At 71.5% G+C, this 13,658-nt stretch carries 10 protein-coding genes; all 10 read left to right on the top strand.

The window, feature by feature from the left end; genetic code table 11:
- The first annotated feature begins 9 nt into the window (after window positions 1–9).
- The gene (locus tag AB0B48_RS09680) at window positions 10–1,176 is read left to right on the top strand and encodes a siderophore biosynthesis protein (protein WP_357198468.1); all 1,167 of its coding nucleotides are present in this window, start codon (window positions 10–12) and stop codon (window positions 1,174–1,176) included.
- Window positions 1,176–2,804, top strand: coding sequence for an IucA/IucC family protein (locus AB0B48_RS09685; protein WP_357198471.1), 1,629 nt, complete (start codon window positions 1,176–1,178; stop codon window positions 2,802–2,804). Before AB0B48_RS09680 ends, AB0B48_RS09685 begins: the two co-directional genes overlap by 1 nt.
- Complete coding sequence (locus AB0B48_RS09690; protein WP_357198474.1) at window positions 2,801–4,399, top strand: IucA/IucC family protein; 1,599 nt, start codon at window positions 2,801–2,803, stop codon at window positions 4,397–4,399. The genes AB0B48_RS09685 and AB0B48_RS09690 overlap by 4 nt, the downstream gene beginning before the upstream one ends.
- Window positions 4,396–5,541 (top strand): alanine racemase, encoded by a 1,146-nt coding sequence (locus AB0B48_RS09695; protein WP_357198476.1) that lies wholly within the window; start codon window positions 4,396–4,398, stop codon window positions 5,539–5,541. The genes AB0B48_RS09690 and AB0B48_RS09695 overlap by 4 nt, the downstream gene beginning before the upstream one ends.
- Before the next feature lie 211 nt (window positions 5,542–5,752).
- On the top strand, window positions 5,753–7,048 hold the full coding sequence (locus AB0B48_RS09700; protein WP_357198479.1) for a cellulose binding domain-containing protein: 1,296 nt from the start codon (window positions 5,753–5,755) through the stop codon (window positions 7,046–7,048).
- A 132-nt stretch (window positions 7,049–7,180) separates the two neighbouring features.
- Window positions 7,181–8,299 (top strand): sensor histidine kinase, encoded by a 1,119-nt coding sequence (locus AB0B48_RS09705; RefSeq protein WP_357198482.1) that lies wholly within the window; start codon window positions 7,181–7,183, stop codon window positions 8,297–8,299.
- Window positions 8,296–8,955 carry a response regulator transcription factor gene (locus AB0B48_RS09710; protein WP_357198485.1) on the top strand — a complete coding sequence of 220 codons (660 nt, stop codon included), beginning with the start codon at window positions 8,296–8,298 and terminating at the stop codon, window positions 8,953–8,955. Before AB0B48_RS09705 ends, AB0B48_RS09710 begins: the two co-directional genes overlap by 4 nt.
- Window positions 8,956–9,060: 105 nt before the next feature.
- Complete coding sequence (locus tag AB0B48_RS09715; RefSeq protein WP_357198488.1) at window positions 9,061–11,136, top strand: multicopper oxidase family protein; 2,076 nt, start codon at window positions 9,061–9,063, stop codon at window positions 11,134–11,136.
- 87 nt (window positions 11,137–11,223) lie between these two features.
- Window positions 11,224–12,669 carry an adenosylhomocysteinase gene (ahcY, locus tag AB0B48_RS09720; protein ID WP_357198491.1) on the top strand — a complete coding sequence of 482 codons (1,446 nt, stop codon included), beginning with the start codon at window positions 11,224–11,226 and terminating at the stop codon, window positions 12,667–12,669.
- Window positions 12,670–12,683: 14 nt separating this feature from the next.
- A partial coding sequence (locus tag AB0B48_RS09725; RefSeq protein ID WP_357198494.1) for a carbohydrate kinase family protein occupies window positions 12,684–13,658 on the top strand: 975 nt, incomplete at its 3' end.

Raw genomic sequence — 13,658 nt, forward strand, 5'->3', positions numbered from 1 at the left:
GGAGGCGGTATGCAGCTGTACCTGACCGCGCTCAACCCCACCGACGCGCTCCTGGACGGGTTACTCCCGGCGGCGGCGTCGCTCGGGCTGTCGGCGACCGTGCTGACCGACCGGCCCGCCGAATGGCCGGCCGACGTGCGGGTGGCGCGCTGCGCCGTCCGCGACCCGGCCGCCGTGGTGGCGGCGGCGGCCCCCGCCCGGCCCCTGGCGCTACTGTCCAACAGCGACCATCTCCAGGAGGCCACCGCGATCGCCGCCCGAAAGCTCGGCCTGCCCGGCAAGGACCCGGACGCCGCCCGTCTCTGCAAGGACAAGGCCGCGGCCCGCCGGGCGATCGCCGCTGCGGGCCTCGATCTGGTACGCACCGTCACCGTCGACCCCGGCGCCACGCCGGACGTGCCGACCCTGATGTTCCCGGCGGTGGTCAAACCCCGCGAGGGAGTTGCCAGTGAGGACGCCTACCTGGTGACCGACCACGCCGAGCTGGTCGCCCGGGTCGCCGAGATCCGTGGCCGGCGGCCGGACGTGGCACTGGTCGTCGAGGAGTACCTCGCCGGTGAGCTGCGGACCTTCGAGACCCTCGGTGACGGCACCGAGCTGGCCTCCCTCGGCGGTTGGCGCACCGGCCTCGGCCCGCCGCCGACCTTCACCGAGGAGAGCCTCGCCTGGTCGCCCCCGGCGGAGCAGGCACGCACCCAGTTGCGGGAGCGGCTCGACGCCCTCGGGGTCGGCTTCGGCGCCTGCCACACCGAGTACGTCGTCTCCGACGGCCGGGTCCGGCTCATCGAGGTGAACTACCGTCTCATCGGCGACCGGATGGACCTGATCCTCGCCGACCTGCTCGGTGTGCCGTTGTTCGAGTACGTCATCCGGCTGCACCTCGGCGAACCGCTGGCCGCCCTCGGCCTGCCCCACACCGTCGACCGCTACGCCCGGGTCGAGTACGTCTGCGCGGACCGGTCCGGTCGTCTCGTCGCCGCACCGGGGCCCCTCGACACCGTCGACGGCGACGTCCGGCTGGGCTGCCGTCCGCTGCGCGAGGTGGGCCGCACCGCCGAGCACACCGGCACGAACCGCGACTACCTCGCCGTGCTGCACGGAGTCGGCCCCGACGAGGCCACCGTCCGGCAGTCGCTGACCGCCCTCCGCGACAGCCTCCAGTGGACCATCGTCTAGTGAGCGACGAGTGTGAGCGGGAGGTAATCGCCCGGGTGCTCGACGCCCTGCTGCGCGAGGATCACCTCGGTCTGCGCAGCGCCGGCCGAGCGGACGGCCCCGGCTGGTGGCAGGTGCCGCACCCCGACGGCCTGCTGCGCATTCCGGTCCGGGCGGACGGGTTCCAGCAGGCCCTGCGCAGCGCCGCGCCGATGGTGCTGCTGGTGACCCACACCGGGGAGACGCAGCGCGCGGAGACGCTGGACGGACTGTTGACGCTGCTCGCCCCGTACGACAACGCCGAGGCCGAGGCCGGCTGGCGGGACTTCGGCGTCGAGTGCCGCGCCGACCTGCGGGCCCGACGCCTCGCCGCCCGCAACCGGGCACGGGTGCTCACCGAGGTGGCCGCCGAACGCGCGCACACCCCGACCGGCCTGCCGGCGGCGCTCCTGGACGACGTGCTCGCCGCCCACCACGGCCACCCCGTCTACCCCACCGACCGATGCCGGCACGGTCTTCGCGACGACGAACTGCTCCGGTACGCCCCGGAGCACGCCCCACGGTTCGCGCTGCGCTGGTACGCCGCCCCGGCCGACGACGTCCGACTCGCTGGGGAGCTGCCAGCGTGGTGGCCGAGCGCGCCGCGACCGGATCAGCTGCTGCTGCCAGCGCATCCGATCACTGTGGCCCGCGACGCGCTCCCGGTGGTCGACCTGCCGGTGACCCCGGTGCGACCCACCCTCTCCATGCGGACGGTGGCGCTCGACCACGATCCGTACCTGCATCTCAAACTGCCGCTGCCGACCGCGAGTCTCGGCGCGCGTAACCGACGCACGCTGCAACCGGGCTCGCTCGCCGACGGCGCGGCCGTCGCCGGGCTGCTCGACCGGATCGCCACCGCCGAACCCCGCTTCGCCGGCCGGATCCGGCACGCCGACGAGAGCACCTGGGCGCACGTCGACGGCGACGAGCGCCGCGGTTTCCTGCTGCGCCGATTTCCGCGCGACCTGGGCGGCGTCCAGGTGGTGCCGGTCGCGGCCCTCGCCGCCGCCGACCCGATGGCGGGCACGGTCCTCGAACGGATCAGCCCGCAGCGACCCGTCGCGCTGCTGGAGTCCTACCTGGACCTGCTGCTCGACTGGCACGTCTTCCTCTGGCTGCGCCACGGCATCGCGCTGGAGGCGCACCCGCAGAACATCCACCTGCTGGTGCACCCGGACGGCGCTGTCGGCCTGCTCTACAAGGACAACGACGGCGCCCGGCTCGACAGACGACACGACGGCGTGGACGGGCTCGCCCTGCACGACGACCGGATGTGGGCGCGCGACCCGCACGAGTTGGCCGACGTGTTCATCACCATCACCCTGCACCTGGCCGCCGCCGCGCCAGTGGTCGCCCTGGCCGCCCGAGGACTGCCCGTGCCGACACCCGCCGAGGCGCTGGTGCCCCGGCTCGCCGCCGCCCGCGACCGGTGGGGCGACGGTCCGGCGGTGCGGACCTTCACCGAGCGGGTCCTGCACGCCGCCCAGTTGCCCATCAAGGCGATGCTCACCGCCGGCACCCTGCTGCCCAAACAGCGGCTCGGCTGCGCCGACATCAACAAGTACTACCTGCGTACCGGCCCGAACTACCTCCGGGAGACACGATGACGAGCGCCCAGCTGCGCTCCCGGCCGGCCACCGACACCGGTCAGCGCGCCGACCTGGCCGCCGCCCACGCTCTCTTCGGTTGCCTGCTGCGCGAGCTGGCCCCGCCGGACGGCACCCCGACCGTTGTCGACGGCGCGGTACGGCTGCTACTGCGGCATCGCGACGTCACAGTGCGCTGTGCGGTCGCGCGAACCTCGCCGCTCGGCGCGCACCGCTACAGCGGCCCGGTCCAACGCAGCACGGGCAGCGGACGGTGGGAAGACCTGGACGCGGACGGGTTGGCCGCCCTGGTCACGGCGGAACTCACCACCCGTACCGGCCTGGTCAACGACGAGTTCGCCGAGCAGGTCAGGGCCAGCCGGGACACCGTGGCCCGGCTGCTGGCCGACCGACCGGCCGAGGATCCGACCCCCACCGGTGAGCCCGCCATCGACGCGTACGTCGACTCCGAGCAGTCGCTGGTCTTCGGCCACCCGCACCACCCCACCCCGAAGTGGCGCAGCGGCGACCCGGACAGTTGGCGGGCGTACGCGCCGGAGCTGCGCACCGCGTTCCGGCTGCACTGGCTGGCCGTACCGGACGACCTGACCGCCGACGCCGGGCCGTTCGATCCGCTGGTGGCCGCGCTCGACCCGCCACGTCCCCCGCGCGGGTACCGCGTCCTACCGGTGCACCCCTGGCAGCTGTCGCTGATCCCGCCCACCCATCCACGGCTGCGTGACCTGGGGGCGGCCGGTGTGCCGGTACGACCCACGGCGAGCGTCCGTACCCTCTACGCCCCCGAGGCCGACCTGTTCGTGAAGACCAGCCTGCACGTGCGGATCACCAACTGTCTGCGCAAGAACGCCCGCTACGAGCTCACCGGGGCGGTGGCCCTGACCGACCTGCTGGCCCGGGTGCCGCTGCCGGACGGGGTGGGGCTGCTCGCCGAGCCCGCCTACCGCACTGTCGACGTCCCAGGTCCCGACGAGGCGTACGGGACGATCCTGCGCGGCGGTTTGCTTCCGCACCTGCGTCCCGGCGACACCCCGGTGCTGGCGGCGGCGCTGGCCGCGACGCCGCTGGTGACGTCGGATCCGGTGGCCTGGTGGCGCGCGTACGTCGGCCTGCTGGTGCCGGCGGTGCTGCGCAGCTGGCTCAGCCACGGCGTCGTGCACGAGGCGCACCTGCAGAACGTGGTCGTCGTGCTGGACCGGGATCACCATCCGGTACGGATGCTGCTGCGCGACCTGGAGGGGGTGAAGCTGGACGCCGACCGGTGGGATACCTGGCCGGACGGCGTCCCGGTGCAGGTCCGCTACGGTCCCCGGGCCGCCCACCGCCGGATCGTCTACTGCTTGTTCGTCAACCACCTCGGGGGGATCAGCGGGGCCCTCGCCGACGCGCGGCCGGGAATCGAACGGCGGCTGTGGCAGGAGGTGCGCACCGTCGTCGAGGCGGTGGCCGCCGACCTCGGTGAGCCGGCGGAGCTGCGCGCGCTGCTGACCGGGGAACCGCTGCTGGCCAAGGCGAACCTGCTGGTCCGGTGGCGGCGAGACGCCGACCGGGCCGCGCCGTTCGTGCCGGTGCCGAACCCGATGGTTGGGCCACGATGACCCGCCCGGTCTACGTCCACGACCTCGACGCGCTGGCCGGGCAGGCCCGTGCCATCCGGGCGGCGCTGCCTCGGCCGGTCGAGCTGCTCTACGCGGTCAAGGCCAATCCGGATGCCGGTGTGCTGCGCACCCTCGCGCCGATCGTCGACGGGTTCGAGGCCGCCAGCCGGGGCGAGCTGCGCAGGCTGGCGGAGGTGCTGCCCGGACGGGCGCCCGCCGCGTACGCCGGACCGGGCAAGACCGACGCGGACCTCGCCGCCGCTCTCGCCGCCGGGGTGCGCCGCATCCACGTCGAGTCCCCCACCGAGCTGGCGCGACTCGGCGCGCTGGCCACTGCGGCGGGCCGGTCGGCCCAGGTGCTGCTGCGGGTGAACCTGCCTGTCGACGCGCCGGGCGCGAGTCTGGTCATGGGCGGTGGACCCAGCCCGTTCGGCATGGACCCGGCCGACGCGGTGGCGTGCGCCCGCCGCCCGCCCGCCGGCATCGACGTACGCGGAATCCACGCCCACCTGGCCAGCGGACTGGACGCACCGCTCGCCGCGACGGTCGCCGCGGCCGTTGTCGACTGGGCGGCGGCCGAGGTCGACGCCTCCGAGGTCGACGTCGGCGGCGGCATGACCGTCGACTACACCGACCCGGACGCGCGGTTCGACTGGGCGGGCTACGGCCAGGCCCTCACGGACGTCCTCGACAGGCACCCGGGCGTGCGGCTGCGCATCGAGCCGGGCCGGTCGGTCACCGCCTACTGCGGGGCGTACCTCACCGAGGTCGTCGACGTGAAGCGTTCCTACGGCGAGTGGTTCGTGGTGGTGGCCGGTGGGACGCACCACCTACGGACTCCGGCGGCGAAGGGGCACGCGCAGCCGTTCACCGTGCACCAACGGCCGGCTGCCGGCGGCCCCCGCACCGACGGCGGGCCGGTCACAGTGGTCGGGCAACTCTGCACACCGAAGGACGTGCTGTCCTTCTCGGCCACTGCGGGGCCGATCGGCGTGGGCGACGTGCTGGCCTTCACCATGGCCGGGGCGTACGCCTGGAACATCAGCCACCGTGACTTCCTGCTGCACGAGCCCCCGCTTTTTCGCACCGGTGACCTGCACGAAGTGGCTGTCGAGTGGGCGGCCCGGCCGCTCGGGACGTGAGCCCGGGAGGCCCGATCGGCTCGGTGTGTTATCGATAACATGCTATCTTTCACCCGGGAGTGAAGGGCACGCTCCCGGTCACCCGAGCCAGCGGCGAAGACGCGCCGAGGGGCCCGCCCCCTCCCGCCGCCTTCCCGGTCGGTGACCAGTCCGGGCCCCCGTCGATGCCAGGCGACCACTGTTGGTCGTCGAACGGCAAGGAGCCCCAGCAATGCTGAGACGTAGGTTCTTCCTCCCATCCATCGCGGCCGCGGCGCTTGTTCTCGCGGCCACCACCGGCGGCGTGTTGAGCGGCGGCTTCGGTGCGACGGCGGTGGCCGCCACCAACGGCACCCTCGCGGCGACCGCCGGCTGCGGCAAGGCCCCCACGCTCGCCAGCGGGACGCGGACGATTCAGAGCAGCGGACAGAGTCGTACGTACAACCTGCGGATACCGGACGGTTACGACCGGAACCGCCCCTACCGGCTGATCTTCGGCTTCCACTGGTTGAACGGCTCGGCCAACAACGTCACCTCGGCCGGTTACTACGGGCTACAGCCGCTGTCGAACAACAGCGCGATCTTCGTCGCCCCGCAGGGTCTCAACGCCGGCTGGGCCAACACCAACGGTCGGGACCTGACCCTCTTCGACGACATCTCCCGGCAGATCGAGAACGATCTGTGCGTGGACACCACCCAGCGCTTCGCCCTGGGCTGGAGCTACGGCGGAGCGATGAGTTACGCGGTGGCGTGCGCCCGGCCCACGATCATCCGCGCGGTCACCGTCCTGTCCGGCGCGAACCTCAGCGGGTGCAACGGGGGTACGCAGCCGGTCGCCTACTTCGGCATCCACGGCATCTACGACAGCGTGCTGAACATCTCCCAGGGTCGGCAACTGCGCGACACGTTCGTACGAAACAACGGCTGCACCGCGCAGAGCCCACGGGAGCCGAGCCGAGGCAGCCTCACCCACATCACCACGACGTACGCGGGTTGCCGGGCCGGCTACCCGGTGCAGTGGGCGGCGTTCGACGGGGACCACACCCCGAGCCCGGTGGACGGGTCGGGCAGCCCCAACGACTCGCGGACCTGGACGTCGGGGGAAATCTGGAGGTTCTTCAGCCAGTTCGCGTCGACCACGCCGCCCACGACCGACCCGCCGACCGACCCGCCGACTGACCCGCCCACCGATCCGCCGACCAGCCCGCCGCCGACCGGGGGGCCCGGTACCTGCGCTGCCACCTACCGGACGACCAACACCTGGCCCGGCGGCTTCCAGGTCGAGGTGACAGTGGCCAACACCTCCACCGCGCCCTTGAACGGCTGGACGGTGGGCCTGACTCTGGCCAGTGGTCAGGCCATCAGCAGTCTGTGGAGTGGCGTCAACACGGGCACCACCGGCAGCGTCACGGTCAGAAACGCCGCCTACAACGGCACAGTTGGCCCGAACGCATCGACCACCTTCGGGTTCACCGCCACGGGCAACGGTGCCACCGCGCCCAGCAGCGTCACCTGCACCAGCCCCTGAGTTCGGCAGAGGGAGGGCCCGGAGCCGACCGGCTCCGGGCCCCACGGCTGAGCCGACGGGCCTTTGCGGACAGTTCACGGTCGGGAAGGGCCCTTCGCTGACGGACCGTGCGCGCGTCGTACCGTTGCGGACATGAACCCGGCCGTCAGGCGAATCGCGATCGATGCCCTCATCGCGGTCGTCGTCGCGGCCGTGGTGGCGGTGGCGATCCGGGTCGCCGACGAGCCCGGCGCCCGGCCGCCGGATGCGCGCGCCTACGCGATCGGCGCGGTGATCGGGCTGCTCCTGGTCTTCCGACGCCGCTGGCCGCTACTGGTGCTGGTCGGCTCGGTCACCGCGCTGATGATCTACTACGTCCTCGAGTACCCGGGCATCCCGCCCGCCCTCCCGCTGGCCGCCGCCCTCTTCTCCGTCGCGGCCGCCGGCCGGTTCACCTGGGCGCTCGTCGTCGCCGGGTTCTTCGTCGTCCTTGAGCTGATCATGCGGTACACGCTGCTCGGCGAGGGTTTCTTCCCTGCTCTCTCGGCCACCCTCGAAGAGGGCTCGCTACTCGCGGCAGTGGTGCTGCTCGCCGAGACGATCCGCACCCGCCGGGTCCGGCTGGCCGAGGCACAGCAACGTCTCGCGGTGATGCGCCAGGAGCGTCAACACGAGGTCGCCCAGGAGCGGCTCCGCATCGCCCGCGAGGTCCACGACGTACTCGGTCACACGATCGCCGCGATCAGTGTGCAGGCGAGCCTCGCCGACGACATCTTCGACAGCAGGCCGGCCGAGGCGCGGGCGGCGCTACGGAACATCCGGGGCGCGGCCCGTGACGCCATGCACGAGGTGCGCTCGGCCATCGGCATGCTCCGCGACCCCGGGGAGGTGCCCGATCTGGCGCGGGTCTTCGCTGTCGCCGAACAGGCCGGCGTGAAGGTGCGGTCGGGAACCGCGGGCACCCCGCGCCCGATCCCGCCGGAGGTGGCGCTCTCGGTCTACCGGATCGTGCAGGAGTCGATCACGAACACCGTCAAGCACGCCGGAGCAACGACCGTCGACGTCACGATCGCCTACGCGGGCGACGCCGTCACAGTGGAGATCGTCGACGACGGGGTCGGGTCCGGGGCTGGCCGGCGGGGGCACGGGGTGGCCGGCATGCGGGAACGGGCCACCGCTGCCGGCGGATCCCTTGAGGCCGGGCCCCGGCCGGAGGGTGGGGGGTTCCGGGTGGCCGCGCGGCTGCCGGTCGAGGTGGGGGAGACAGCGTGACGATCCGGATGGTGCTGGCGGACGACCAGACACTCGTGCGGGCCGGCTTCCGGGGCCTGCTCGACCACAGCGACGACCTGGAGGTGGTCGGTGAGGCGTCCAACGGCGCCCAGGCTGTCGAGATGGTCGCCGCGACCCGGCCGGACATCGTGCTGATGGACGTGCGAATGCCGGTGCTCGACGGCGTGCGGGCCACGGCCGCGATCGTCGAGCGGTTCCCGGCCGTGCGGGTCATCGTCCTGACCACCTTCGAGCTTGACGAGTACGTCTTCGAGGCGCTGCGGGCCGGCGCGAGTGGCTTCCTGCTCAAGGACATCGAGCCCGACGAGCTGCGCCAGGCGGTGCGGGTGGTGGCCGGCGGCGACATGTTGATCTCGCCGCGGGTGACGAGCCGGCTGGTGAGCGCGTTCGTCAGCACGGTCGCACCGACGCCCGTCGACGGCGGCCGGCTGGCGGTGTTGACCGACCGCGAGCGCGAGGTGATGAGCCTGGTGGCCATCGGGCTGACGAACGAGGAGATCGGACGCCGGCTGTCGATGAGCCCGGCCACGGCCCGTACCCACGTCCACCGAGCCATGGTCAAGCTCGGCGTCCGCGATCGCGCGCAACTCGTCGTCCTCGCCTACCAGACGGGGCTCGTCGCGCCCGGCAGCTGACTACGGCCCCTGTTTCCCGGGTGGTGCGGGCTACGGCGATTCCCGTACGCACCGGCCGTTCCTCGGCGGATGCCACCCGGTACGCAGCCTTCGTACGTTGGCGTCATGTTCGAGGTCGGAGAGAACGCCGACGGGATCCTGGCCGGGGTCCTGTTCCTGATCTGGCTGTCCGCGGCCATCCTCGCCACGCGGCTGGCCTGGCGGCCGACACCCGAGGCGCTACGGAAGAGCGCCCGTCGGTTGCTGCGTCTGCTCGTCGCCGCGCTGGTGGTGCTGGTCGTCAAGTGCGTCGCGATCGGGCTGATGCTCGCCGTCGACTGGATCTTTGCCGACAACCGCGTGATCGTGCAGATGCCGCTCCTGCTGCTGCCGATGTTGGCCGTCGCCCTCTGGACCGTGCCGGGCCTGCGCGCCCTGGCCAACCGCGACGACGCACCGGTCGACGCCGGGACGCGCTCCTCCGCCGCCGACCCCCGATTCGTCGTGCCGGTCCAGGTGACGGCCGTGGCGACAGTTGTCGGCGTCTACGTCGCGTACGTGTCCCGTCCGGTCCCGTCCTACCTCGACGACATCGCGACCCACTCCGCGCCGATCCTGCTGTCGGTGGTGGTGCTGTGGTTCTGGCAGGGGCGTCGCCTGCGGGTCGTCACCGCCACCGACTTCGCGCGCCGTGGCCGGCGGGCCCGCGGTCTGCGCGCCACCGCGCAGGCCGCCGTCGTGGTGCTGGTCGTCGCCGCCGGCATCACCTACGTGGCGCAGAGCAGCAGGCTGCCCGACCGGACGAGCATGATGTCGCACGACAACGTCGACTACGGCGGAGGCCCGTCGTTCGGTCACGGCGGTCATGGCGGGGTCTCCGTCGACGACCTGCGCGGGCCGCGGACCGGCAAGCCCGACAGGGCCTTCACGCTGACCGCGAAGAACGCGACGGTACGGCTCTCGTCGGGCGCGGAGATCGAGGCGCTCACGTACAACGGACAGTCGCCCGGGCCGGAGCTGCGGGTCCGCGAGGGAGACCTCGTCGAGGTGACGCTGCACAACGAGATCCCCGACGAGAACGTGACCATCCACTGGCACGGTCTCGATGTCCCCAACGGTGAGGACGGCGTGGCCGGCGCGACCCAGAACGCGGTAAAGCCGGGCGGCAGCTTCACCTACCGGTTCCTCGCCGAGCAGGTCGGCACCTTCTGGTACCACACCCACCAGAACCCACTGGAGGCGATCAGGCGGGGCCTGTTCGGCGCGCTGATCGTCGAGCCGCGCGGCGGACCACCACCCGGCGAGCGGGACTTCGTCGTGCAGGCCCACGAGTGGCGTACGCCGACCGACACCATCGTCTCGTTCGGCACGAGTGACACGCTGCAACGCCAGGAGGTCGCCCCGGGCACTCCGGTGCGGCTGCGTCTGGTCAACACCGACAACAACCCGTCCACCGACAGCCGTCCGCGGTCCCTGACGGTCAACGGCACACCGGTACGGGTGGCGGCGATCGACGGGGTCGACGTCAACGGCCCGACCCCGCTGACCGACCCGCGGTTCGGGCTGGCGACCGGTGGACGCTACGACGTGACGTTCACGATGCCGGCGGGCCCGGTGCGGCTGACGGACCTCGCCAACCGCGACGCCGGGCTGGTCCTGGCGCCACCGGGCGACACGTCGACGCCGAGGATCGTCGACGACGGGGACCGGTTCGACCCGCTGTCGTACGGCTCCGGCGTCTCCCGGCCCTTCGACGCCGGCTCGTCGTACGACCGCTCGTTCACCCAGCTCCTCGACGACCGGCTGTCCTTCTACAACGGGGGTCTCCACCTGGTGCCGATCATCAACGGGCACAGCTTCCCCGACACACCGACGCTCATGGTCCGGACGGACGACGTGGTCAAGGTGCGGCTCGTCAACCGCAGTCACCAGAACCACCCGATGCACCTGCACGGCCATCACGCGTTGGTCCTGTCCCGCAACGGGGTCGCCGCGACCGGGTCACCGTGGTGGATCGACAGCCTCGACGTGATCCCCGGCGAGATCTACGAGATCGGCTTCACGGCGGACAACCCGGGTCTCTGGATGGACCACTGCCACAACCTCGACCACGCGGCCAACGGCATGGTGATGCACCTCGCCTACGAGGGCGTGACGTCCCCCTACGAGCTGGGTCGCGGCACTCCCAACCAGCCGGAGTAGACGGACCCGTCGAGTCTTCCCCACCGAGCAAGTGCGCGGTTGAACCGGACTCCATCGGTTCTCGACACTGGTGGGGGAGGTGCGGACATGACTGGTGACTTCAGCGATTTCAAGGTGGCGGATCTGTCGCTGGCAGCCTTCGGGCGTAAGGAGATTGAGCTGGCCGAGCACGAGATGCCGGGTCTGATGTCGATCCGGAGGGAGTTCGCCTCGCGGCAGCCGTTGAAGGGCGCTCGGATCACGGGCTCGCTGCACATGACAATCCAGACGGCCGTGTTGATCGAGACGTTGGTGGCGCTCGGCGCGCAGGTCAGGTGGGCGTCCTGCAACATCTTCTCCACCCAGGACCACGCGGCGGCGGCGATCGTGGTCGGCCCGACCGGCACCCCGGACGCTCCGGAGGGTGTCCCGGTCTACGCCTGGAAGGGCGAATCCCTCGACGAGTACTGGTGGTGCACCCAGCAGGCGCTGCTCTGGCCGGACGGCCAGGGCCCGAACATGATCCTTGACGACGGTGGTGACGCCACGCTGCTGGTGCACAAGGGCGCCGAGTTCGAGGCGATCGGCGCGGTCCCGTCCCCGGAGAGCGCGGACTCCGAGGAGTACGAGGTCATCCTCGGTGTGTTGACGCGGTCGTTGCGCGAGGACAACCGCCGCTGGACGCGGCTCGCGGCCGGGATCAGGGGAGTGACCGAGGAGACCACCACGGGCGTGCACCGGCTGTACGAGATGCAGCAGGCAGGGAGCCTGCTCTTCCCGGCGATCAACGTGAACGACTCGGTGACCAAGAGCAAGTTCGACAACAAGTACGGCTGCCGGCACTCACTGATCGACGGGATCAACCGGGCCACCGATGTGCTGATCGGCGGGAAGGTCGCCGTGGTGTTCGGTTACGGCGACGTCGGCAAGGGCTGCGCCGAGAGTCTGCGTGGTCAGGGTGCGCGGGTCATCGTGACCGAGGTGGATCCGATCTGCGCCCTCCAGGCGGCGATGGACGGCTACCAGGTCGCAACCATCGACGACGTGGTCGAGACCGCTGACATCTTCGTGACCGCGACGGGCTGCTTCAGCGTGATCACCAACGAGCACATGGCGCGGATGAAGCACCAGGCGATCGTGGGAAACATCGGTCACTTCGACAACGAGATCGACATGGCAGGTCTCGCGAAACGCGACGATGTCGAGCGGATCACCGTGAAGCCGCAGGTGGATGAGTGGCGGTTCGCCGACGGCCACTCGATCATCGTGCTGTCCGAGGGCCGGCTGTTGAACCTGGGCAACGCCACCGGGCATCCGAGCTTCGTGATGTCGAACAGCTTCGCCAACCAGACCATCGCGCAGATCGAGCTGTTCACCAGGACCGACCAGTACCCGATCGGTGTCCACACCCTCCCCAAGCACCTGGACGAGAAGGTGGCCCGACTCCACCTCTCCGCGCTGGGTGTCCGCCTCACCGAACTGACGAAGGAACAAGCCAGCTACCTCGGCGTCCCGGTCGAAGGGCCCTACAAGCCCGACCACTACCGCTACTGAGAGGGCCCCTCCGCATGATCGCCGTGTCCGGCTCGATCGCGACCGACCATCTGATGCGCTTTCCGGGGCGGTTCGCCGAGCAACTCATCGCCGGAAGCCTCGACACCGTCTCGCTCTCGTTCCTCGTCGACGACCTCGTTGTCCGGCGCGGCGGGGTCGCCGCCAACATCGCCTTCGGGCTCGCCCAACTCGGGCACCGGCCGGTGCTGCTCGGCGCGGTTGGCGGTGACTTCGGCGACTACCGCAGCTGGCTGGAGCGGCACGGGGTCGACTGCTCGGAGGTGCAGGTCAGCTCCATCGCCCACACTGCCCGGTTCATCTGCACCACCGACACCGATCTCTGCCAGATCGCCTCGTTCTATCCCGGCGCGATGGGCGAGCCCGACCGGATCAGCCTCGACGGTGTCGCCGAGCGCGCCGGAGGGCTCGGGCTCGTCATCGTCGCCGCGGAGAACCCGGACACGATGCTCGCCCGCGCCGCCGCCTGCCGTCGGCTGGGCCTGCCCTTCGCCGCCGACCCGTCACAGCAGTTGGCCCGGATGCCGTCGGCCGACATCGAGGCGATGATCGACGGCGCTGGCTACCTGTTGACGAACGAGTACGAGGCGGCGCTGCTGGAGTCGAAGACCGGGCTCAGCGAAGACGACATCCTGCGCCGCGTGGGCGTGCGGGTCGTGACCCTGGGCGCCAATGGGGTACGGATCACCGGGCGGGACGGCGACGTCCTGGTGCCGGCGGCCCGGGTGGGCGACATCGTCGACCCGACAGGCGTCGGCGACGGCTTCCGGGCCGGCTTCTTCGCCGCGCTCGCCACAGACCTGCCCATCGAGCGGGCGGCGCAGGTCGGCTGTGTTCTGGCGGCGCACGTGTTGGAGGTCGAGGGTCCACAGGAATACACGATCGACGCGGACGCTTTCGAGCGCCGCCTCGTCGAGTCCTACGGCCCCGACGTGGCGGTGGATGTGCGCGCGCTCGGGCTGGCCCGGGTC

The sequence above is a fragment of the Micromonospora sp. NPDC049089 genome (genome assembly GCF_040648775.1).
In the GTDB taxonomy this organism is placed as follows: Bacteria; Actinomycetota; Actinomycetes; order Mycobacteriales; family Micromonosporaceae; genus Micromonospora.

Excerpts from the sequence above, each read along its gene's own strand:
- AB0B48_RS09715 (WP_357198488.1), top strand. The coding sequence starts at position 9,061 with ATGTTCGAGGTCGGAGAGAACGCCGACGGGATCCTGGCCGGGGTCCTG.
- ahcY (WP_357198491.1), top strand. The coding sequence starts at position 11,224 with ATGACTGGTGACTTCAGCGATTTCAAGGTGGCGGATCTGTCGCTGGCA.
- AB0B48_RS09705 (WP_357198482.1), top strand. The coding sequence starts at position 7,181 with ATGAACCCGGCCGTCAGGCGAATCGCGATCGATGCCCTCATCGCGGTC.
- AB0B48_RS09690 (WP_357198474.1), top strand. The coding sequence starts at position 2,801 with ATGACGAGCGCCCAGCTGCGCTCCCGGCCGGCCACCGACACCGGTCAG.
- AB0B48_RS09695 (WP_357198476.1), top strand. The coding sequence starts at position 4,396 with ATGACCCGCCCGGTCTACGTCCACGACCTCGACGCGCTGGCCGGGCAG.
- AB0B48_RS09680 (WP_357198468.1), top strand. The coding sequence starts at position 10 with ATGCAGCTGTACCTGACCGCGCTCAACCCCACCGACGCGCTCCTGGAC.
- AB0B48_RS09700 (WP_357198479.1), top strand. The coding sequence starts at position 5,753 with ATGCTGAGACGTAGGTTCTTCCTCCCATCCATCGCGGCCGCGGCGCTT.